The following is a 23,919-nucleotide window of genomic DNA, read 5'->3' as shown; positions in this document are numbered from 1 at the left end:
AGCTATGTATCGCTATATGTGACACATACATTTATTGATGATTATTTAAACTCCAAATACATCCATATGTATATATTAAGTTGATTTTATATTAACCACTTGTTTAATCACAATTCAATTTCAGCAGTTAAAACATCGTTGCCAATGTTACAGATTTATGATTTCATCCTGCACCCGCTTATTTTATTTAACTTTATTAACATTTGAGATAACTAAATTAAGCGCGGATATAAATAAAATCTAAGGGAGATGAAAATGCAGCCTAATTCAAGATTGGCGAAAGCAATTAAATTTGCACTTGTAACAGGTGCCGCAACCGCAGCACTAAGCTCGCCTGTAGTACTTGCTGTTGATGAAGACAATGTAGAAAGAATAGAAGTGACTGGTTCACGTATTAAACGTACCGACATGGAAAATGCGGTACCAGTAACGGTACTAAACGCAGATGACATGGCCAAGCAAGGTTTTACAACTATTCAAGATGCACTTGAAAGCCTTACCTCTACGACCAGTGCAATGACCACACAATCTGTACATGGTTTCACACCTGCTGCATCTTCAATTAGCCTTCGTGGTGCCGGCGCTAGCCGTACATTAACGCTCATCAATGGAAAGCGTTTAAATCAATACCCGAAACCAGCTGGCGGCACAGACAACTTTGTTGATACAGCTAACTTACCAATGGAAGCTGTAGCACGCATTGAAGTATTACAATCAGGTGGTTCAGCAGTGTATGGGGCAGATGCTGTAGGTGGTGTAATTAACATTATCCTAAAACAAGATTTCGAAGGTGTTGCACTAAAATACCGTCATGGTGATACCACAAACGGTGGTGGCGCCAGTGACCGCATTGCATTATCTTTAGGTGCTTCATCTGACCGTGGTAACGTATCTAGCTTCATAGAGTTTACAGATACTGAGCAACTCAAAGCGACAGACCGTGAAAACTTTGGTCTTCATACCGATAAAGTACCTCATAGTGAATATTCTCAATACAGCTCTTACGGAGCACGTATTGCTGGGACAGGCACCGGCGCTCGTACATTAACAGCCGAGGAATGCACTGCTGGCGGTTGGTTCTGGGATGCAGCCCGTAGCTTATGTGGTTTCGACCGTTCTGAGTGGCGTGACCTTCAACCTGAAAGTACACGTTTCATTAGCTCTACAAACTTCAATTACGAATTAGCTGAAGATATAACTTTTGTGGGCCGTTTAGACTTTGCAGAAGCAAAATCAACCACACTCATTGAACCAATGGCAATCAATGACTATGACATCAATGTTGATGGCAACAATGTTACTGTATCTGTAGGTGATTTAAGTAAAACCTTTACTGATAAATCAACTGCGTTAGGCGGAGACTTCGCAAACGCCACTAACGGTGATTACTACTACGTGCGTCGTTTACACGAGTTTGAAAACCGCATGGGTGAAACAAAGACCCGTAACTACTTCTTCACAGCAGGCCTTCAAGGCGTGATTGCTGATGAATATGACTGGGATGCATCTGTTAACTACGGTCGTACGAATGTTGACGTATTCCGTGGTGGCTATGCCACTGCAGCAGGCATGTTTAACTACATTACAGCAGGTGAAAACGGTAACTCTTTACTTGAAAAAATGAGTGAAGAGGATGTAGCTAATGCATCTTACACACCATTTGAAAAAGCGCAGTCTACTCAAAAAAATATTCAAGCTAATATCACGGGTATGGCGTTCGAAATGCCAGCAGGTGATGCCATGTTTGCTGCAGGTGCCGAGTATACTGAACAAGATTACCAAACAGAATCTGATTCAGAATCTACTAAAGGTAATATCTTAACTACAGGTGGTTCTTCAGGCGCTGGTGAGCGTTCATACTGGGCTACTTATGCTGAATTAAGTATGCCTGTGTTAGACGTGCTGACTGTAGATGCAGCTATTCGCTACGATAGATACGATGACTTTGGTGGCAACCTTTCACCACAAATCACTGTGCAATACCGTCCAATGGATGAGTTGTTAGTCCGTGCATCTGCAACAAGTGTGTTCCGTGCTCCTGATATGCACCGTGTATATGGTGATGCGACTAATGGATTCAACCAAGTCATTGACTTTAAACAATGTCAGGCACTTGGCGGCTCACCTGGTGAGACCAATCCAGATCCAAAGATCAACGAAGTCTGTAATGAGCTACATATCGACACAACAACGGGTGCTAACGAAAACCTAGAAGCTGAGACTGGCTATACTGTCAATATTGGTGCGGTATGGGGTGGAGATTCACTTAATGCATCATTCGATTTGTGGGAATGGAAGCTAGATGACATGGTCAGTGACATCAGTGCTAGTAAAGCAGCTCGTGAATATGAGCAATACGAGCACATGATCACACGTGATGATGAAGGTACCATTACACACATTGACGCCGTGGCACAAAACCTCGCATTCCAAAAAGTACGTGGTATCGACTTGACTGCCGGTTACAACTTCGACCTAGACAACTTAGGTGAGCTTCGTCTGAACTTCAATGGTACTTATATTCTATTATCTGAAGGTCAATTATCACCAACGGATCCGGTAGAAGATGATATCGATAACGGCGGCCTACCTCAGTACCGTGCAAACGCTGTATTAGGTTGGTTTATTGATGATTTTGAAACGACCTTAGGTGCATACCACACAGCTCGTATGCATGGTTCACAGTACAAGTCATTTAAAGATGCGGCAGAAAATGCTGGTGAAGAATTCGATGAAAGTGCACACGAAGTTGCATCACAAACAACGTGGAATCTAACAACAGCATACCATGTAACGGACGATATCAAATTAACTGCAGGTGTGGTTAACCTATTTGATGCAGGTCCTAACTTTGATCCAACGGCAACATCTTGGCCACACTACCAACGTAGCGTTTATAACGCTCGTGGTCGCGAATGGTTTGCTGAAGCTGAAGTGAAATTCTAATTTAGCTGACATTGTCAGAAGATTTGAAGCGAAACGCCAAGTCATATGACTTGGCGTTTTTTTATTTGATGATGCCCGATTAACCATAATCCGGCAACATTTCAAAAAACCGCTGTTTCTGAGAAAACCAGTTTTTCAAGGTTTGCGGGTCTTGAGACAACAATTTCATCTTTTCCATTGCCTGTCATTGTTGCGGCTCACTTTCAGATAACATCTGCATACCATGTCACTTACTTTGCTCAGCGATTTGTTCAAAGGTGTCACCATAGAAAACTTGCTCACAGGCACCGCCTAGCTGATGACATGTCATGGCTTTCATACCTTGCCTCCGGCGCTCAACCTTTAACACTGAAATGGTGTCTTACTGTGCTACATATAAAGTAGCAACTTTATTAAAAGCTACTGGTGAATTTATCTTGAGTTAGCAAAAAGGTAAGAAGGTTGTTTGGGACGGGGCCTGAAAAAATAGCAATTGGAGGATGTCGGCTAAGAAAGTTTATTCATCCTGCAAGAGTTGTTTTACACGCTTTTGCAGCTCTGGTAACACTTGCTCATTAAACCAAGGATTTTTAGCTAACCAGATATTATTCCTAGGGCTTGGATGAGGCAAAACAAAAATATTAGGTGCATATTGGCGCCATTGGCCGACTGTTTGTGTCAAAGTAAGGCCTTCATCGGGTAAGTGATAATCTATAGCATATTTACCTATGACTAATGTCAATTGAACCGATGTTAACTGTTCGAGCAACTGAGTCCGCCATAAAAGTTGGCATTCCTTAAGAGGGGCTAAATCGCCGGACTTTCCTGTACCAGGGTAACAGAACCCCATAGGTAAAATCGCAACTGTTTTAGGGTCGTAAAAACTGTCTTTATCAATACCCATCCACTGGCGCAATCGGTCACCACTTGCATCATCAAACGGTATACCAGACATATGCGCCTGCTTACCGGGTGCCTGACCTGCAATCAATATTTTCGCATTCGGGTGAAATTGAATGATTGGCTTAGCCCCCAATGCCAAGTGCGGTTCGCAGTGATGGCATTGATGAATATTGGCCAGTAAAGTGTCAGGTTTCGTCATAAAGTCGTTAAATGTTGTGCAGCATCCTCTGGGGTTGGACATTCTAGATATGGTACATATCCTAGAAAAGGTGATGACATCATTTGCCTCAAAGAAGCAAGATTAGCATCTATTTCACTCATTTGAGGGTCTACTTGATTCGCCACCCAACCCACAATGGGTAAACCATCGTTCAAAATCGCATCTTGGGTTAATAAAGCATGATTCAAGCAACCAAGCTTCATCCCCACTACAAGTACTACACCTAAAGGTTTAGGGCCGTCGTGCTTATTTTGTAGTTGATTATTTAACTGCTTTATTGCATCTGAAAGATAATGCCTTTGGCCCAAAGGTAACCGCCAACCGCCAGCACCTTCAATGAGAGTAAAGTCAGCATCGATATTGGCGCTTTCAACTAAGAGATTCACAACACGCTCTAGTGATAAATCCACCTGTTCGTTAGACGCCGCAATATGCGGTGCAATAGCCGGCTCAAATGCAATGGGGTTCACTTGCTGATAACTAAGCTCAATATTAGATTGCGAAATTAACGCCATCGCATCGGTATTTCTCAGTCCAAACTCTGTCATATCGCAACCAGATGCAATTGGTTTAAAACCGCATTTTTTGCCTGAGGCCTTATGCAACAAAGCTGAAGATATTAAAGTTTTACCACTGTCGGTATCGGTACCGGTAACAAAGTAGAGCATGGTGAATATTGCTTCCTCAATTATTGACTATGTTGGATTAACAAAGATTGGGATCATTTACGGGCATAGATAAAGGCAACTTGATAAGTAAGCGGTATCCCTTGTTTCTCACGAAGTTTCTCTGCTAATTGGCAGCGCTCTCGCCACTGAGATTTAGTCATAAACTTCGTGTTTGCAGGATAATTACTTTGCATCGGTTCATCTTGTAACTCCAGACAAAGTTCATCCGTTACCAATGATGCACCGACTCCTTTTATTGAATAAAGTAACTGCTTTAAATCATCGAAATACACGGTGACAGCAACCAACTCACATTCAAAATCTTGCCATCTCGATATTGACTCAGTTTCACAAGCGGTAAAGGCTTGTTTAATTTGTTCAACAGTGAGAAAGCGATTAACGTTAAAGCCCAGCTGACTAAGCTCAGTTAGGCTGCCATCAGCAACTAAACTCATGAAGCTTTGCCCTTGGGGCTTCAACACCCGATATAAATGCGTTGCCGCACTGGATAACTGCTCACACCATTGCAGGGCAAGATTAGAGTACAAAATATCTGCTTGATGATCTTGCATCGCGAGTGTCTGCACATCACTGCATAATGTTTGATAGTGTGGGAAATCAGTTTGCACTTGCGCAAGCATTCCTTGAGCAATATCCACAGCACAAATACTCGACAGAAACGCAAAATCAGAAAAATCAGTACCAGGCCCACTGCCAATATCGACTAACCTTCCTTTTACTTCAGACGCTGTTTGCATACGAAGTTGTAAATGCTTTGCTGTTAAACGCTGCAAAACATCATGTTGGCGATAAATAGTGGCAGCATGGGAAAACTTATCTGCGAGCGAATTATCTAACGTCATGAGTTATCTCAAATAGATAGCAAAGAAAGAGTTAACTTTCATCAAGTAAACCAGCCAAAGCCTGAACTAATGCCAGAATATGCTGATGTGTATGTTGGCTGCTTAATGTGATGCGCAGCCGCTCACTGCCTTTAGGTACAGTGGGCGAACGAATCGCGCCAACCTTGAAACCTTGCTGCATTAAAGCATCTGCAATCGCTAAGGTTTTATCATTGCTGCCAATTATCACCGGCTGAATCGCACTTTGGCTGCCAATAGGCTGTTCGGTAAGCGGCAAACGATGTAGTTTAGCTTGGGTGATAAAATATTGAATATTAGCTTCAAGTTGGTGCTGTCGCTGTGGTTCGGCCTGTAATAAATTAATTGCCGCTAAGGCCACAGCCGCACTTGCAGGACTCAAAGCCGTGGAATACACGTAGTGACGCGAAGTCGCGACCAGGTAATCAATGATAGATTGTTCAGCCAATATTGCAGCGCCCTGACACCCCAATGCTTTCCCAAAGGTCACCACTTGGATATCAGCTTGAGATACGGTGGTTTCAGTTAAGCAGCCTTGCTTTAAACCAAAGCCATGGGCATCATCGACTATCATCAATGCATTGTTATCTCGGCACAATTGAGATAGCTCAGCTAAAGGGGCTCGGTCACCATCCATACTAAACACACTTTCAGTAACAAGCATCGATGACGGCTGACGTTGTAGCAATTTTTCGGCACTGGCTAGGTCGTTGTGCAAATATCGGCATAACTTAGCACCACTATGCTGAATACCATCAATAATGGATGCATGGATTAATTTATCCGCAACCACAGTATCATCAGGCTCGAATAAACTGCTCATTAATGCACTATTGGCGCTAAAACCTGAGCAAAATAACATGCAAGCTTGATGACCTGTCACCGCACAAAGCTTTTGCTCTAGAGTATGATGAATATCATGATACCCCGACACCAATGGTGAAGCTTTACTACCCACGCCATAACGCATGGCGCCATCTGCTAATGCTTGAGCCAATACAGGCTCCGTAGCTAACCCTAAATAATCATTGTGACTGAAATCAACCCAAGCGTTGGATTGTGGAGTCTTATGTAAACGACGCTGACGCAATAAACCACGCTGTGACAATTGCGCCGTTTGCTGGGCAATCTTCTGATATATCGGATGCGTCATTTCAATTTTTCCAAGCAATATTACAATGCCGCAGCATCATAAAACTGCTTTTCTTGACGGTCTTTTTGCGCGTTAGCTTTCGCTAAAATGGCAGAGTCTTGCGCTAAGTCAGCCTCAGTTACCGCTGAAGGCCCTTGTTCAGGGTGCAGACCCAAACGCTTAAATAAGGTTAGGTCGTCATTTTCTTCTGGATTTGGCGTGGTCAATAATTTACAGCCATAGAAGATAGAGTTGGCACCAGCGAAGAAACACATAGATTGCAGTTCATCAGTCATGTTTTCACGCCCAGCTGACAAACGTACCCGCGACAAAGGCATAATAATCCGTGCAACCGCAATAGTGCGTACAAACTCTAATGGGTCAAGGTCATCTAGCTTCTCAAACGGCGTGCCTGCCACTTTAACTAGCATATTAATTGGCACAGAGTCAGGGTGTTGCTCTAAATTAGCTAACTGTTGCAACAACCCCGCTCTGTCAGTTGCTTTTTCACCCATGCCGACAATACCACCAGAACACACTTTCATACCTGAGGCGCGCACATTTGAAAGTGTATCGATACGATTTTGGTATGTACGTGTGGTGATGACATCGCCATAGTATTCAGGAGAGGTATCTAGGTTATGGTTATAATAATCTAGACCCGCATCGGCTAATTGGTCTGATTGGTCTTTCGATAGCATACCCAAGGTCATGCATGTTTCCATACCTAACGCTTTTACGTCTTTCACCATCTGAGTTAAGTACGGCATATCTCGCTCACGCGGATTACGCCAAGCTGCTCCCATGCAAAAACGTGAAGCACCTGCGGCCTTAGCACTTTTAGCTTCTGTAAGCACCTTTTCAATTTCTAAAAGGCGCTCTTTTTCTAAGCCAGTATCATAGCGAGCACTTTGCGGGCAGTACTTACAATCTTCAGGGCAAGCACCCGTTTTTATCGACAATAACCGACTGATCTGCACTTCGTTAGGATCAAAGTTCTCACGATGGATACTGTGTGCTTTGAACAATAAATCGTTCATGGGTAATGCAAACAGGGCTTCAATTTCAGCTTTAGTCCAATCATGGCGAACACTAGCTAACGACATAACAACTCATCCTTTTTATGATTTCTGTTGGCTAGGATACTTTGAGACCGTAAACTGTCAATCTGACCAGTCGCAACAACTTTACTAACGGTTAAAAAATGAACAGCATTTTTTCAGCAACTGAAATCGATTTAGCATTTGATAAACAACATATTTGGCATCCCTACACTTCGATGACAGATCCTGTGAGTGTCACTGGAGTAAAAAGCGCTCAAGGCTGTGAACTCACCTTGGCCGACGGCAGTATAGTCATCGATGGCACTAGTTCATGGTGGGCTAGCATCCACGGTTACGGCCATCCTCATATTATTAACGCAATGCAGCATCAGTTGAGCACCTTAAGCCATGTTATGTTTGGTGGCCTCACTCACGCTCCAGCAATTAATTTGTGCAAGCGCCTTGTTGAAATAACCAGCCCCAGCCTAACCAAAGTATTTTTGGCCGATTCGGGTTCTATTGCGGTAGAAGTCGCGATGAAAATGGCAATGCAGTATTGGCAAGGCAAAGGACACATGCAAAAGCAGCGCATGATGACCGTTAAACGAGGCTATCATGGCGATACATTCGCCGCGATGAGTGTATGCGACCCAGATAATGGCATGCACACAATGTTCAATGAAGCATTAAGCGAACAAATATTTGCGCCTGCTCCCACCTCTGCATTCAATGAGCCCGTTAATCAGCAGGATATTGCCGCGTTAGAAGCGGTATTTGCCGAGCACCATCAGGATATCGCAGCATTTATTATTGAGCCTGTTATGCAAGCTGCTGGCGGTATGCATTTTTATAGCCCGCAATATTTACAACACGTTCGCCGATTATGTGATAAATACCAAGTGCTACTTATCTTAGATGAGATTGCCACGGGCTTTGGCCGTATAGGTAAGTTATTTGCCTATGAATATGCCAACATTGAAGCTGATATTCTATGTCTGGGTAAAGCCTTAACAGGCGGATATATCAGCCTAGCAGCAACTGTGTGTAGTGACGATGTCGCTCAAGGGATCAGTCACTCCCCTGCCAGCGTATTTATGCATGGGCCAACCTTTATGGGGAACCCATTGGCTTGTGCCGCCGCGGAAGCGAGCTTATCACTGCTACAAACCCAAGATTGGCAGTCAAACGTTGCTGCAATCGCTAATCAGATGCAACAACAACTTGCTGAAGCCATTGATTACCCACATGTAAAAGATGTACGCATATTAGGTGCTGTGGGCGTTATCGAAATGGATAAGCCGATCAATATCAGTCAACTACAGCAAGACTTTATTGATCAAGGTGTGTGGGTAAGACCATTTGGTAATGTCATCTACATTACGCCACCTTATGTCATTTCATCAGAACAGTTAACTCAATTAACTCAAGCAATGAAAACCATTGCCAAACACATCAATAGTCAGCAAACACAAGCGCAGACACCAAGCAATGGCTAAAATTGTCTTAAACAGTCACAGTTTGCTTTCACAGCAAGCTGTGGTTTCACTAATCAGTTAATTTCATTTAATTCTGACTAGTGCTTATATTTATTCTGCTTCTTGAGCATCACACAAACTGCTAAAACTCACTATTAAACAATAGGCTGCATTATGTGATATCGATAAGTACCTATTCATCCTATTGTGTTGTGCACAACGATGTATTGTCTATTCCCCCAACGATTGCTTGACCAATTAGCGGGCTAACTGACTGACAAATATTACATTATGGTCAACTAAATCAGCCTCACGATCTTAATGACTACATTTGGTAAGGCCAAATGTGATAACCAACACAAACCTACCTTACCAATTGTGAGTATTGAAAAATATCCCTCTTATAACCAACTAAGCTGACCAGATACCTAAAAGCTATAAGGCGAACTTTCTTGCCACTACCTTAAAACATCCTTCACACCTCAAGCAGAAGATAATGCATTGATTTAAAGAGCTTATACAGTAATCAGTAAGCGTAAAATAAAGCATGGGTAAACCAAAGATACATAAATAAACCGCCCCTTGGTAAGACAGCATGCCACAAAAATGGTCATAACACGTTGCAAACGTATGCAGCGTGTTATATAAATGTTGGTATTGTTAACAACAATACCAGTTGGTCATACCAAAAATGACCATATCGAAGGAATGAAGTTCTTTGGGGGGAATGATGAAACTTAATAAGATTAGTCAACTGTTTAGTAGCACCAAATATAATGCCAATAATATAACCTTGTTTGGCGCTACTTTAACTGCACTACTAGCGATGCCAGCTTATGCTGCAGAGCCTGAAAATACGGAAGAAGTGGACACTAGCAATATTGAAGTGATTTCAGTTCGCGGTATTTTCGGTAGTTTAAAACAAGCTAACTTACTAAAACGAACTGATGATCGTATCGTAGATGCGATTGTTGCAGAGGACATTGGTAAACTACCTGATAATAACATTGCAGAAGCACTGCAACGTATTCCTGGTGTATCGATTGAATCAGATTTTGGTGTTGGTCAAGATGTTACCATTCGTGGTGTAACTGAAAACTTGATATTACTTAACGGTCGCTCTACAGCAGGACCTGGACGAGGTGGTATCGCTTTAGATGATTTCCCTTCAAGCTTCCTTAAAACAGTTGAAGTAATTAAATCGCCTACCGCTGACATGATTGAAGGTGCGTTAGGTGGTACGGTGAACATGCAAACTATTCGTCCTCTTGAGTTATCAGAGCCTTTAGTGGCTGTGACTCTTGAAGGTGAATATGCCGATAAAACTGAAAATACTGCACCTAAGTTTTCTGCAGGTGTGGGTAATAACTGGGATCTCGGCGATGCGGGTACTTTTGGTGCCTCGGTCAACCTTTCTTACATGGATCGTGAAATCCGCCGTGACGAATACTTCAACAAAATTGATATGGTAGACAACATTGATATCAATGGTGATGGTGTAGTCGATGATTCTGGTGGACCAAATGGTAAATACCAGCGTAAAACACAGTCTACTGTAGAGCAAAAAACCGAGCAACGTGAGCGCACGGCTTATGGTATTTCTCTACAATGGGCCCCTCAAAGCGAAGCAGGTAACATCTATATAGATATGAACTCTGCTGAACTTGATGGTGGCCAAGCCGCGTACTCAATTCTTGACGTAGGGGGTAGTGTTGTAGCAAGAGATGACTCTTACTATGACGGCAATGGATTACTGCATAACTATGATTTAGATGGTGTATTGGTTATTCCTAAAACTTGGAGTGATTTCACTACCTCTAAGAGTACCTCTCATGCAATCGGTACTGAGTGGAATTTAACTGACACAATTGAATTTGCGGCAGAGTACTCAATATCGAAGTCTGAAGAACGTCGTACCGCTTCAGAATTTAACTTACGCCCTATTGAGCGTACTGACCCAACTTTAGATTTAGTCACTCACACTAGTACTGGTAGTTACACTTCAGGCAGTGGCATCCCAGGCTACACCTATGCTGATACAGGCATGCTGACTAACCCTGATAACTTAGTGTTCCGTGAGTTTTTCCATAAAACAGAAGATTCAGACAACGAAGAACAAGCACTTCGCTTTGACTTTAACTTCACCGATGTAGGTGTAGACTGGATTTCAGCTGTTAAGACGGGTATGCGCTTTACTGATAGAGAATATAAAGCGAACCGTTTTGACCTTAAGCCTAACGGTACAACCCTAAAAGACTCATACAAAAAGGCAACTAACGCTGACGGTCTTTATGCGCCTATTTGGATTGATGACCCACGCTTAGCTGAAACATTCAAAACCATCAACATGAATAATTCATTTGATCAAACTGGTGTTAACGGCCAAAACGATTTAATGACGTACCATGTATATGATGCCGATCGTCTTAAAGATGCCAATGCCACATATTTATTAGTACAAGACTTACTTAAAGACACCTCATATGCAATGAACGGTTCACTAGCTGATAATATGCTAGAAGATAACGGCGCATATAAAGAAATCAATGAAACGACTCAGGCACTCTATGCCCAAGTTCACTTTGACTTTGAAGACTTACGTGCAGTGCTTGGTGGCCGCTATATTAAAACTGACCTTGAATCTAGCATCGTAGATACTGTTGATGCTAACGGCAACAAAACACTGATGACAGGTGAAAATGATTATACAGATTTCTTACCTAGCTTAAACGTTACCTATAATTTAGCGCAAGATACTTTATTACGCTTCGCAGCCGCTAAAGTGATGCGTCGTGCTGACTTCGATCAGTTGAGCCCATCACTATCAATTGATAACCAATTAGTTACGGGTACTCAAGGTTCATACCAATTAGAACCATACCGTGTTACTCAATATGACTTATCTGCTGAGCATTATTTTGAAGATGGTGTCGTATCGGCGGCTATTTTCTATAAAGATGTAAACTCATTCACTCAAACTGATACCAGTTGTCTAGCTGATTCCAGCACAATCTCAGATCAAAACATCACTGAGTGGGGTAACATCTGTTTGCTAGATACAGCAGGTCAAAGCCAAGGCGATGTTAACTTCGCGTCAGAATCACAGGGTGAAGCCTATGTTACAGCTGAAAGAGATGCTGGTCGTACCGGTATTGTATTAGAAACGGAAGTCAATGGTGGTAGTGGTTCGGTGAAAGGTCTTGAGCTTGCATACATGCAGCAATTTACCTTCCTGCCTGATTTCTGGTCTGGATTTGGTGTGAATGCTAACTACACCTACGCAGACAGTGAGCAGCCAGATGGCAACCCATTACTGAAAATTTCTAAGCACAGTGCTAACGCGCAATTCTACTGGGAAAATGAGTTCCTGCAATTCCGTTTAGCATATAACTGGCGTGATCGTTACTTAGATGAGCAAGTGGTAAAACGTGTTCAAACTGTAGGTGCGCTAGGGTTAAACACTGCTGATACTGAAGCCGATCCTACCGTAGGTAACAGTTACCGTGAGGCACGTGGTCAACTCGATTTCTCAGCTAGTTGGGATATTAGCGATAGCTTTACCGTTTATGCTAATGCCGTTAACTTAACTGGTGAGCCAATTGAAGAAACCACCGAGCTTGGTTCAACTTGGAACTACAGTGAAGCTGATCGCCGCTTTAGCTTAGGTCTACGCGCTAAGTTCTAATCTGCGTTAATAAGCAAGGTTAGGCAATCACCTAGCCTTGCTTTAATCATCAGTAATCTACCAGAATTGTTAACATTTTGTACGACAAAATTATTAAGTAAATTCCCGAGCAAAGCTAACATCCAACTTGCTTGCAGTATTTTTGGCCAAATAATCCTATTTTTTATCAAAAAACATGAAATTGGTCAGCAAAATGGTTAACACCGTCAGGTTTATTTGTATTACAATTGACTCATTGTAAAGCAGTAATCTGAATCAGATTTGTACACATTTATTTAAGGAGTGAGTTATGACAAAACCAGTTATCGGTTTTATCGGCCTAGGCTTAATGGGCGGCAACATGGTCGAGAATTTACAAAACCGTGGTTACCAGCTGAATGTTATGGACCTCAATGCCGATGCAGTGGCGAAGTGTGTTGAGCGAGGCGCAAATGCATCAGCTACAGCAAAAGAACTGGCTGAAAACTCCGACATCGTCATGTTATGTTTAACAACGTCAGCCGTTGTAGAAAAGATTGTTTATGCAGAAGATGGTATTCTAGCCGGCATTAAAGAAGGTGCTGTTTTAGTTGACTTTGGTACTTCTATCCCAGCTTCGACTAAAAAGATTGGTGCTGACTTAGCGGCTAAAGGTGCTGGCATGATTGACGCACCACTAGGCCGTACTCCAGCTCACGCTAAAGATGGTTTACTGAACATCATGGCTGCAGGTGACATTGAAACTTTCAATAAAGTAAAACCTGTATTAGACGAGCAAGGTGAAAACGTATTCCACCTTGGTGCACTAGGCGCTGGCCATGTCACTAAGTTAGTGAATAACTTTATGGGTATGACGACTGTTGCCACTATGTCACAAGCATTTGCTGTTGCTAAACAAGCAGGCGTTGATGGTCAACAACTGTTCGACATCATGTCTGCAGGTCCATCTAATTCACCATTTATGCAGTTCTGTAAGTTCTACGCTGTAGACGGTGATGAAAAGCTAGGATTCTCAATCAATAATGCAAACAAAGATTTAGGCTATTTCCTAGAGCTAGTTAAAGAGCTAGGTACTGAATCTCTAATCGCTGAAGGTACTTCTAAGAGCCTACAAGCTGCTGTTGAAGCAGGCTTAGGTAACAATGATGTACCAGTGATCTTCGATTACTTTAAAGATTTGAAAAAGTAATCGAAGAGTTGGAACTTGATATCTATCCCCAGATGTCAAGTTCCCTGTCCATGTAAGATGGCGGTGACTTCACCGCCATTTTTATGCCATTAACACTATTGAGCTTATAAGTTGATAACAGTCCACTAATTACCTGATAACTGCCTACAAACCCAGTATGTTGCTCCATGTTATTCCCTATCGAACGGCACCTTTAATCAAGTGAATGAACAGCGTCACTAACAATCTACCACTATAGCTAGCTACTTTTTAACTAATGTCGATATCAGTGCTCTAAGTGCTGCAGGTTTCACCATTTTCGCCATATAGTGATAGCCTTTTTGCTCAACTTGCTCCACCAGCGCTTTATTGGTATTTGCCGTAATCAACACCCCTGGTAGAAGCTCGCCATAACGTGCTCGAATGCCATCCATTGCGTCTACGCCATTTTGATCGTCATCTAAATGATAATCAGCTAACACAATATCGGGAGCAACACCTTTAAGCCCGAGTTTAATCCGAGCGTCAGCTAAGTCTGAGGCACACACGACCTCGCATTGCCAGCGGCTAAGCAGTGAAGCTAAACCGGCAAGAATGGCTTCTTCATTGTCGATGCACAACACTTTTACTCCTGCTAAAGGCTGAGCTAAGTTGGCTGAAGGTTTAGGCTTACTCAAGCTAACTGTCTCACCTAAAGGCACCATTACGGAAAACACAGAACCATTACCTAACTCAGAGGTAACATGAATATCATGCTCTAGTACGCGCGCAATACGCTCAGCAATGGCAAGTCCTAAGCCTAAGCCGCTAACATTGCGACTACTTGGGTGATTTAGCCGTTTAAACTCTTGGAATATTTCTTTAATTTTGTTTTTCTCAATACCACAGCCTGTATCTAACACCTGTATTTCAAGATATTGTTTGCGGCGACGGCAACCTAACAGTACTTTTCCACCACGGGCGTAGCGGTAGGCATTGGTAAGAAAGTTTTGCAGAATTCGTCTTAATAATGCGGGATCTGAGTTAACTGTTGCTTGGCAGCTTTGTGCGTGAAAATGAATTTGACTATCTTCGGCCATCGCCTCAAATTCGACAGCCAGACCATCAATGATTTCAGAGATAGCAAAATCCTTTCGATTGACATCAACCTTATCTGAATCCAGTTTGGAAATATCTAATAAGTCAGTTAACAACTCACCCGCGATTTTCAATGAACTGTTCACATGGGATAGCGTCGCTTGCACTTCTCGATCTAGATTTGGGTGTTGTGATAAAGATGCCGTAAATAATCTTGCCGCATTTAATGGCTGCATTAAATCATGGCCTACCGCGGCCAAAAAACGTGTTTTGGAGGCATTTGCATGCTCTTCTTGCGCTTTTGATTCAAGCAATTCACTGTTGAGAAGCGCTAGTTCATAAGTACGCTCTTTTACTCTTTCTTCAAGCGTTTCGTTCGCTTCTTTTAAGGCTTTTTCTTGTAAGCGGTATTGAGTGATGTCAGTAAAGGTCATCACAAAGCCACCATCGGGCATAGGGTTACCCTGAATTTTTATCACTTTACCGTCTTGCCGCTCACGCTCTGACGTATGGGCGCTTCCTGCTCGCATGTGTTGCACCCGCACATCCACTTGTTCTTCAATATCACCTTTACCACAAAAGCCTCGATCAGCATTAAAACGGATTACTTCACTGATAGGCATGCCTTGCTGCAAAAAGCCTTCTGGGTATTGATATAGCTCAGCATATTTATAATTCCACGCAACTAGATTGAGATCTTTGTCGACAACACTCATACCTTCATAAGCATGTTCGATTGCGCCGCGCAGCATATCTTGACTTAAAATGATCTTAGATGACGCTTCATCCACCAAACTAAATACTTCATCAAGGGCAAGATCTCGCCCACGTAGCACCGAATCCATCACTAACGAGGCACTAGAGGCACCAAGTACACCTGAGATCATATGTTCAGTATGGGCAATTAATTCGTCAGAAGCAGCCTTATGCCAAGCATCCCCTTTTACGGCTTCAGGTGAAAAGTGACTAAAGCTCTCATAAGCACGTGTTGGGCTGACAAACCGGCTGGCTAATATCAACAAATCTTGCTGCGAAATGGGCCCTGAACGTTTATTGTTTTCTTGTTTTAAATTCCAGGGTTTGACGAAATGGCTGGCTTGAATACGCTCTGCCACACCCGCTCTAAACCACAAAGAGCCCAATACATAACATGTAATATTAGCCATGAGCGCCAGTAGGGTATCGCTCACATTAGGGTTGATGATGCTTAATAAGCCAGAGTCAGAGCCAATAACCCTTGCATCTCCAACGCCATGGAGCAAAATCATACACCACAAGCCAAAACCTACAGCTAAACCAAGATAGACACCTGAGCGATTACCATTCTTCCAGTACAAACCACCAACTAAAGCGGGCGCTAACTGGGCAAAAGCACCAAAAGACAACATGCCCAAATTGGATAACGTATCGCTTTCACCCAACGTGAGATAACTGAAAAAGCCACAAGCAAGAATCACCACTATGGTTATTCGACGAGTGTTAAGTAGGTACTGAGCAAACTGGTTAAAGTTCTTTTCTTTAATTTGCCCTGTTTTCAGCATTACAGGTACAAACCATTCGTTACTCACCATAATACTAATAGTCACCACTGCCACTATCACCATGCCAGTAGCAGCTGATAACGCCCCTAACAATGCAATAATGGCAATTAGTGGTTGATCCAGTGCTAAGGGTAAATTAATCACGTAGGTATCACCTGCAACATCACCACCTAACAACAATTTTCCAGCTAGGGCTAACGGGGCAACAAATATGGCAAACAAGGCAATATAAATAGGAAAAATCCATCTTGCCTTGTGCAGTACTCTTTCACCGGCACACTCAACAACCATGACGTGAAACTGTCTTGGCATACATAAGAATGCAGCCATACCGACAATTAACTCTGGCAATAATGTCCCAATACGTAGCTCGCCAAACTCAATCAAATCATCTGCCGAGGCTTGGCGCCAAATATCATCGAACCCATCAAAATAGCCAAAGGTGATGACCACACCCACTAATAAGAATGCGGTCACTTTCACTAGCGATTCAAAAGCAATTGCCACCATCATACCGGGGTTATGCTCTGTCGCATCAAGTTTGCGTGTACCAAATAATATGGCAAATATTGCCAGAATAATGGTAATTAAAAGTGGCACAACAAAAGGACTTAGCGGCTCATTGTCACCTTGGAATAGATTCAAGCTCAGCATCATGGCTTTTAGCTGCAGGGCGATATAAGGCATGATGCCAAACAAAGCTATCAGGGTGACTAACGCGGCTAACGTTTGAGACTTACCATATCGGGCGGCAATGAAGTCGGCTACAGACGTAATGTTTTGCGCTTTTGACACCACCACCATTTTTCGTAGCATGCCAAAGCCAAGCGTAAAGATAAGAATCGGTCCAACGAAAATTGGCAAAAACGACCAGAGATCATTGGCGGACTGCCCTACAGTTCCAAGAAAGGTCCAAGATGAACAGTACACAGCCAGACTCAGGCCATAAATCCAAACTTGTACTTTTTTGGCGATTTTACTAAACCAGCGCTCGGCCCCCCAAGCAAGAATAAATAGCAAGGTGACATAGCAAATTGCAATCACGCCGACAATGAGGGTCAAGTTCATAAGATGTCCATTATCTCTTTTATTGTTATTAATTTACTTTACAGATTGAAGGCTAAATTGAACACATAAAGCAGCCATAAAAATGATGTAGATTTTATACCACCTCAAAAGTAGGCGAAAATTCGTTCACCGCGGGAATGGTACCACATGCAAACATTTAAATAATAAGGAGTTTTTAAAACTAGACCAAGGTCTAATAGTGTTAAATGCCCTTTGCAGTCGATACTTTCCCTAAGCAATTTTAGAAAGGGAAAACCTATGAGTTCGCAGTCTCTATACCAAGTTCCTAGCGATATCGCTGATAATGCACTGGTCAACAACGATCAATATAAGAAAATGTACCAAGAATCTATTGTGAACCCAGAAGGTTTTTGGCGTGAGCACGGTAAGCGCATTGATTGGATTAAACCATATACTAAAATCAAACAAACCTCATTTGATGACCATAATTTATCAATAGAATGGTTTTATGATGGCACGCTCAACGCATCGGCTAACTGTTTAGATCGTCATTTAGAAAATAATGGCGATAAAGTTGCCATCATTTGGGAAGGCGATGACGCAAACGAACAGCGTAAAATAACCTATCAAGAGCTCCACGCAGATGTATGTAAATTTGCTAATGCACTTCGTAGCCAAGGGGTTGCCCGTGGCGATGTAGTTACTATTTATATGCCAATGGTACCTGAAGCCGCCGTAGCGATGCTTGCTTGTGCTCGCATTGGTGCAATTCACTCGGTGGTATTTGGTGGTTTCTCTCCAGATTCAATCGCATCACGCGTTATTGATGGTAAATCGAAGGTATTAATTACTGCCGATGAAGGTGTTCGCGGTGGTAGAAAGATTCCTTTAAAACACAGTATTGATGAAGCTCTAGCTAATCCAGACGTCGATTGTGTTGAGAAAGTGATTGTATTAAAGCGTACTGGCGGTGATATCAACTGGGTTGAAGGCCGTGACGTGTGGTGGGATTCTCTGATGGAAGTGGCGTCAGAGTATTGCGACTATGAAGAAATGGGTGCTGAAGACCCACTATTTCTACTCTATACCTCAGGTTCGACAGGTAACCCCAAAGGCGTGCTACACACCACTGGCGGTTACATGGTCTATGCCTCAATGACACACGAATATGTATTTGACTACAAACAAGATGAAGTTTACTGGTGTACAGCTGATGTAGGTTGGATTACTGGCCATTCATATATGGTATACGGTCCGCTTGCTAATGGGGCAACTATCTTGATCCATGAAGGTGTACCTAACCACCCTTCACCAGCGCGTTTAGGTGAAATGATAGACCGTCACCAAGTTAATATTCTTTACACTGCGCCTACCTTAATCCGTGCATTAATGGCTGAAGGCAAAGAGCAATTTGATGGTTACAATGGTGAATCTCTGCGGATCATGGGCTCTGTGGGTGAGCCGATTAACCCAGAAGCATGGCGTTGGTATCACGAAGTCATTGGTCATGAACAATGCCCCATTGTTGATACATGGTGGCAAACAGAAACTGGCGGTATTTTGATTAGCCCACTACCAGGTGCAACAGATACGAAGCCAGGTTCTGCAACACGGCCTTTCTTCGGCGTACAGCCAGCCCTTGTGGACAATATGGGTAATATTATTGAAGGTGCAACTGAAGGTAATTTGGTTATTCTTGATTCTTGGCCAGGTCAAATGCGTACCGTATTTGGCGACCATGACCGCTTTGCGTTAACTTATTTCAAAACCTTCCGAGGTATGTACTTCACAGGTGATGGTGCAAGGCGAGATGAAGATGGTTATTACTGGATCACTGGCCGAGTGGATGATGTGATTAACGTATCAGGTCACCGTCTCGGTACTGCTGAAGTGGAAAGTGCTTTAGTAGCACACGAACTGGTTGCTGAAGCTGCCGTTGTGGGTTACCCCCATGACATTAAAGGCCAAGGTATTTATGCCTATGTCACGCTTTCACGAGGCATTGAAGCCACTGAAGAGTTGCGCCTTGAGCTACGTCAATGGGTGCGTAAAGAAATTGGCGCCTTGGCGACACCAGATATGATTCAGTTTGCCGATGGTTTACCGAAAACGCGCTCAGGTAAAATTATGCGTCGATTCTTACGTAAGATTGCTGCCAATGAAATCACCAATCTGGGCGATTCTTCAACGCTGGCAGATCCAGCAGTCATTGACACGTTAATTGAGAGCAGACTCAACAGAACAGAGTAAGCCTGTAACGAGCAATTGTAAAAAGTCATTACCCGATGACCAACCTACCCTGAGAAAATTAACCACTTTCTCTTTCGCCCCTCTTCCATGAGGGGCCTTTTTTATCTAGCCACTGTACTAACTTGCTGTGTTACCATGAGCCTAAGCGTAAATTAATGTAGAACAATCCTCACAGTGGCTGGCGCAATAACCCTTCGAGATTACCAACAACATTCTGTTGATGCTGCAATCAAGCATTTCAAGCAATCACAAGAATCTGCAGTGATTGTATTACCCACTGGCGCAGGCAAAAGTATTGTCATTGCAGAGCTAGCTCGAATAGCCAATGGTAATGTACTTGTGCTGACCCATGTTAAAGAATTGGTGGAACAAAATGCTGAAAAAGTCGGCCTGTTAACTGACAAAGCCAGTATTTATTCAGCAGGCTTAAAACAAAAGAAAGCAAAAGGTAAAACGGTAGTGGCCAGCATTCAATCTGCCGCACGGGCAATTGCAGCTTTTGATCAACCCTTCACCTTGGTCATTATTGATGAGTGCCACCGTGTTTCCACTGACAAAGACAGCCAATATCAGCAGTTGCTTAATGGACTCGCTAAAAACAACCCTAAACTGAAACTATTAGGCTTAACCGCCACCCCCTATCGATTAGGCATTGGCTGGATATATCGCCATCACTACCATGGAAAAATAGGCAATAGTGACAAACCTATCTTTGATAAGTGCATTTTTGAGTTGCCCATGCGTCCATTGATTAAACAAGGCCACCTAACACCACCCAAATTATTTGACGGTTTAAGTGCCCAGTATGATTTTTCACAATTAACGCCTTCTGAAACCGGCGAGTTTTCGGAGCAACAAGTAGACTCATTGCTCAATCACCAAGGCCGAGCAACCACGGCGATCACACAACAGATTAAACAGCTATCGCAGACGCGTTGCGGCGTTATCATTTTCGCTGCAACAGTGAGGCATGCAAAAGAGATCATGCAACACCTCAGTGATGGTGCGGCTTTAATTACTGCAAATACGCCACACCTCGAAAGAGACAACATCATCAATGATTTTAAAGCACAGAGCCTGAAATACATTGTCAATGTGTCGGTATTAACCACAGGGTTTGACGCTCCTCATGTTGATTTCATCGCCATATTACGTCCTACGGCTTCTGTTAGCCTATTCCAGCAGATGGTTGGGCGTGGTTTGCGATTATTCGAAAATAAACAAGACTGCTTAGTCATTGACTACGCCGCAAATGGTTACGATCTGTTTTTCCCAGAAGTTGGACACGTCAAGCCCAACAGTAAATCAGTGCCAGTACAAGTTCATTGTCCTGTATGTCAGTTTGCTAATACATTTTGGGGAATTGTAGATAATGATGGTGACATCGTCGAACACTTTGGCAGACGATGTCAGGGCACAATTGATGAATCACACAGCCCCGTAGTTTCAACCAAGCAGCCTTACAAACATAAACGAAACGCCGGTAAAACACATGAAGTAATACAATGTGACTTTAGGTTCCGCTCCAAAGCTTGCCCTGATTGCGGCGCAGAAAACGACATTGCAGCAAGAGTCTGTCAAAGCTGCCAATCTACATTGATAGACCCAGATAAACGCCTAAAGCAAGTACTGCAGTCTCAGCATCACCATCTATTTAAATGTCAGCAGATGAACTTTTTCAATCAACAAGATAAGCTTTGCATTCAATATTTAGATATAGAGTCAAACGAATTTAACCGCTATTACCGCTTTGAAACAGGTGCTCAAAGAAAAGCTTTTTTCGCAACTTTCGTGCTTGAACACACCAAAACACCTGGGCTGTTACACCCTCAATACAATAAGATTGATGACGTTCTTACTGATGCTTCACGTTTTCGAAAACCTGATCTACTGCTATTAAAAAAAAATAAACAAAGGTGGGATCTCGTGGAATCATTTTTTGACTACCAAGGTCGTCATAAGGTGAACTTTAACTAAGCAATTACTTTCACATGTTTATCAACAGCAAAGGCAACCTATTTATCTCCATATTGGTTACCTATTAAGGAAAACATGTGATATAAAAGCTCAACTAATTACGTAGGAGTCATTATGTTTGTTGTTATTTTTGGTCGCCCAGGTTGTCCATATTGCGTTCGTGCCGTTGAACTTTCAGAGAAGTTGACTGAACAGCGTGATGATTTTAAATTTAAATATGTCGACATTCATGCCGAAGGGATCAGTAAAGCAGATCTTTCGAAAAGTGTTGGTAAGCCAGTAGAAACTGTGCCGCAAATTTTCATCGATGAGCAACCTATTGGTGGCTGCACTGAATTTGAACAATATGTTCGTTCAAACAACTTACTTAGCTAATATTTACAAAAGCTAAATAAAAAGCCCGTTATTAGCGGGCTTTTTATTTTCAAAGGCTTAACATGCCAAATGGCATCTTTGAATAATTACAGCACATACTTAGCTGAGAAAATAACACGATTTAAATCACCATCAGAGCCATCTTCGCGTTCGTTTAATGCATGCATATATTCAACACCAAATGTTAATTGCTTAGCAGGTGAGTACAGTAAGTTTACATAACCTGAATATGATGTTTTGTTTACTGAACCGCCTGTTAATGCGACATCATTGTCAGCTTGGAATCCCGCAAAGGTAAAGCTTGAGCGCCACTTGTCATTCCACCAATGACGATAAGCCACATACCCACCAAATGAATCAATGGCCTCAATATCACCAGAAGCATTAATCACACCACCGTTAGCATAATTCAATGCCAGATAGCGCCCTAAACCGCTACCGTAAGTTGCAGAGAATTTAATATCATCATCACCTAGAGGGATAACACCTGCAGCACTAATACCATAACCCATTTCAGTTGAGTCAATATTGTCTTGCTCAACATTCAACTGTCGACCAAGTGCTGAAAATGAGATTTTAGTGCCACCATCTGTTTTAAGGTTATAGCGTGCAACAAAATCTGGCATCATGCCACTACCACTGGTGATCCGCCCACCACCGCCATTTGGCGTAACTGTAGTTTCAGGGTTCTCGATGGCAAATTGCCAGTTACCATTAGTGTAGCGCACCATGCTTTGACGAACGAATACTGCACCGTCCGCTGCACCAACAAAATCTAAGTTCTCAGGTAATGCTCCAGGATTTTGGAACGTACTCCAAGTTTGACCCAAGGTCCAGTTATCATAAGTGACGAATGCATGACGGATCCTTGGAGAATAACTATTTGAAACACGCTCATTGCCATCTGTGTGCGTCATAAAGTCTAACTCAATAAAACCTGTTAACGTATGACCATCGAGATCTGTCACGGTTTTAAAGTTGAATCGTGATTCGCGAGCCTGGAAGTCTACAACTTCCTTGCCATTGCCAGACACGCCATAAATTGTACCAGGCACATAAAACTGTCTTGATAATTGACCGGAATCAGGTGCACCATTGCCATAACTACTAAACATCACATCAGCTTTTACATAACCACCAAAAGTCATTTCGGTATCTGCATGGCTCACTGCACTCACAGAAAAAAGTGAAGCAGCTACCAATGCACTAAGCGTTGAATATTTCATCCTTGTCTCCCCAGATTTATTATTTATCAAACTGATACAATATGGGGCATACAACAAGTTTGTAACATTAGCAAAAGGTCTATTAGACAAAAGTTAAAACTAAGCTACTGTTAAAAGTTCGGTTGATAGAAAAACAATGATGTGTAGATTCTGATTGGCACTAGATTTGAAGCTAGCCTAATAAGTAAATTAACCAAAAATGATTGAGCGTCACTAAATTTAGTCAACACTGAATTGATTTAGTTGGTCAACTAGAAAATGGACAAGCTTAGGGTATATTTGCAGAAGAGTGGTGGGTCGTGAAGGATTCGAACCTTCGACCAATTGGTTAAAAGCCAACTGCTCTACCAACTGAGCTAACGACC

The 23,919-nt window shown here is 42.6% G+C and carries 15 protein-coding genes; 7 read left to right on the top strand and 8 right to left on the bottom strand.

Going from position 1 to position 23,919, the window contains the following annotated elements; translation table 11 throughout:
• Nucleotides 1–255 precede the first annotated feature (255 nt).
• Nucleotides 256–2,946: a TonB-dependent receptor gene (locus ACHUGF_RS10250; protein WP_394130933.1), complete on the top strand. Its 2,691-nt coding sequence runs from the start codon at nt 256–258 to the stop codon at nt 2,944–2,946.
• Nucleotides 2,947–3,442: 496 nt separating this feature from the next.
• Here ACHUGF_RS10250 and ACHUGF_RS10245 read toward each other — a convergent pair whose 3' ends face one another.
• From ACHUGF_RS10245 to bioB, 5 genes are read right to left on the bottom strand one after another with little or no spacing between them, the layout of a single operon-like run.
• A complete protein-coding gene (locus ACHUGF_RS10245; RefSeq protein WP_394130931.1) occupies nt 3,443–4,027 on the bottom strand; it encodes a uracil-DNA glycosylase family protein in 585 nt (194 codons plus the stop codon).
• Complete coding sequence (bioD, locus tag ACHUGF_RS10240) at nt 4,024–4,716, bottom strand: dethiobiotin synthase (RefSeq protein ID WP_394130929.1); 693 nt, start codon at nt 4,714–4,716, stop codon at nt 4,024–4,026. The genes ACHUGF_RS10245 and bioD overlap by 4 nt, the downstream gene beginning before the upstream one ends.
• A gap of 53 nt (nt 4,717–4,769) precedes the next feature.
• A complete protein-coding gene (locus ACHUGF_RS10235) occupies nt 4,770–5,579 on the bottom strand; it encodes a methyltransferase domain-containing protein (RefSeq protein ID WP_394130928.1) in 810 nt (269 codons plus the stop codon).
• A 31-nt stretch (nt 5,580–5,610) separates the two neighbouring features.
• Entirely contained in the window at nt 5,611–6,750 is a 1,140-nt protein-coding gene (locus ACHUGF_RS10230) for an aminotransferase class I/II-fold pyridoxal phosphate-dependent enzyme (RefSeq protein ID WP_394130926.1), read from the bottom strand.
• A 20-nt stretch (nt 6,751–6,770) separates the two neighbouring features.
• Entirely contained in the window at nt 6,771–7,835 is a 1,065-nt protein-coding gene (gene bioB, locus ACHUGF_RS10225) for a biotin synthase BioB (protein WP_394130924.1), read from the bottom strand.
• 98 nt (nt 7,836–7,933) lie between these two features.
• Here bioB and bioA point away from each other — a divergent pair, with 98 nt between their 5' ends.
• The 3 genes from bioA to ACHUGF_RS10210 all read left to right on the top strand — a co-directional run bounded on the left by bioA (nt 7,934) and on the right by ACHUGF_RS10210 (nt 14,100).
• A complete protein-coding gene (gene bioA, locus ACHUGF_RS10220) occupies nt 7,934–9,268 on the top strand; it encodes an adenosylmethionine--8-amino-7-oxononanoate transaminase (RefSeq protein ID WP_394130923.1) in 1,335 nt (444 codons plus the stop codon).
• A 709-nt stretch (nt 9,269–9,977) separates the two neighbouring features.
• Nucleotides 9,978–12,932 (top strand): TonB-dependent receptor, encoded by a 2,955-nt coding sequence (locus ACHUGF_RS10215; protein WP_394130922.1) that lies wholly within the window; start codon nt 9,978–9,980, stop codon nt 12,930–12,932.
• Between the two features lie 289 nt (nt 12,933–13,221).
• Nucleotides 13,222–14,100 carry an NAD(P)-dependent oxidoreductase gene (locus tag ACHUGF_RS10210; protein ID WP_394130920.1) on the top strand — a complete coding sequence of 293 codons (879 nt, stop codon included), beginning with the start codon at nt 13,222–13,224 and terminating at the stop codon, nt 14,098–14,100.
• A gap of 22 nt (nt 14,101–14,122) precedes the next feature.
• Here the strand turns inward: ACHUGF_RS10210 and ACHUGF_RS10205 are convergent, their stop codons facing one another.
• Entirely contained in the window at nt 14,123–14,269 is a 147-nt protein-coding gene (locus tag ACHUGF_RS10205; protein ID WP_394130919.1) for a hypothetical protein, read from the bottom strand.
• A gap of 73 nt (nt 14,270–14,342) precedes the next feature.
• Entirely contained in the window at nt 14,343–17,765 is a 3,423-nt protein-coding gene (locus ACHUGF_RS10200) for a hybrid sensor histidine kinase/response regulator (RefSeq protein ID WP_394130917.1), read from the bottom strand.
• Nucleotides 17,766–18,023: 258 nt separating this feature from the next.
• Here ACHUGF_RS10200 and acs point away from each other — a divergent pair, with 258 nt between their 5' ends.
• The 3 genes from acs (at nt 18,024) to ACHUGF_RS10185 (ending at nt 22,328) form a co-directional block, all read left to right on the top strand.
• A complete protein-coding gene (gene acs, locus ACHUGF_RS10195) occupies nt 18,024–19,976 on the top strand; it encodes an acetate--CoA ligase (RefSeq protein ID WP_394130916.1) in 1,953 nt (650 codons plus the stop codon).
• Between the two features lie 174 nt (nt 19,977–20,150).
• Nucleotides 20,151–21,953 carry a DEAD/DEAH box helicase family protein gene (locus ACHUGF_RS10190; RefSeq protein WP_394130915.1) on the top strand — a complete coding sequence of 601 codons (1,803 nt, stop codon included), beginning with the start codon at nt 20,151–20,153 and terminating at the stop codon, nt 21,951–21,953.
• 114 nt (nt 21,954–22,067) lie between these two features.
• Entirely contained in the window at nt 22,068–22,328 is a 261-nt protein-coding gene (locus tag ACHUGF_RS10185) for a GrxA family glutaredoxin (protein ID WP_394130914.1), read from the top strand.
• An 86-nt stretch (nt 22,329–22,414) separates the two neighbouring features.
• Here ACHUGF_RS10185 and ACHUGF_RS10180 read toward each other — a convergent pair whose 3' ends face one another.
• Nucleotides 22,415–23,554, bottom strand: a complete 1,140-nt coding sequence (locus ACHUGF_RS10180; protein ID WP_394130912.1) for a DcaP family trimeric outer membrane transporter — start codon at nt 23,552–23,554, stop codon at nt 22,415–22,417.
• Between the last annotated feature and the right edge of the window lie 365 nt (nt 23,555–23,919).

The organism is Shewanella maritima, from assembly GCF_043643735.1.
Taxonomy (GTDB): Bacteria; Pseudomonadota; Gammaproteobacteria; order Enterobacterales; family Shewanellaceae; genus Shewanella; species Shewanella maritima_A.
The sequence above is the reverse complement of the archived record's forward strand: the minus strand, read 5'-3'. Positions and strand labels throughout refer to the sequence as shown.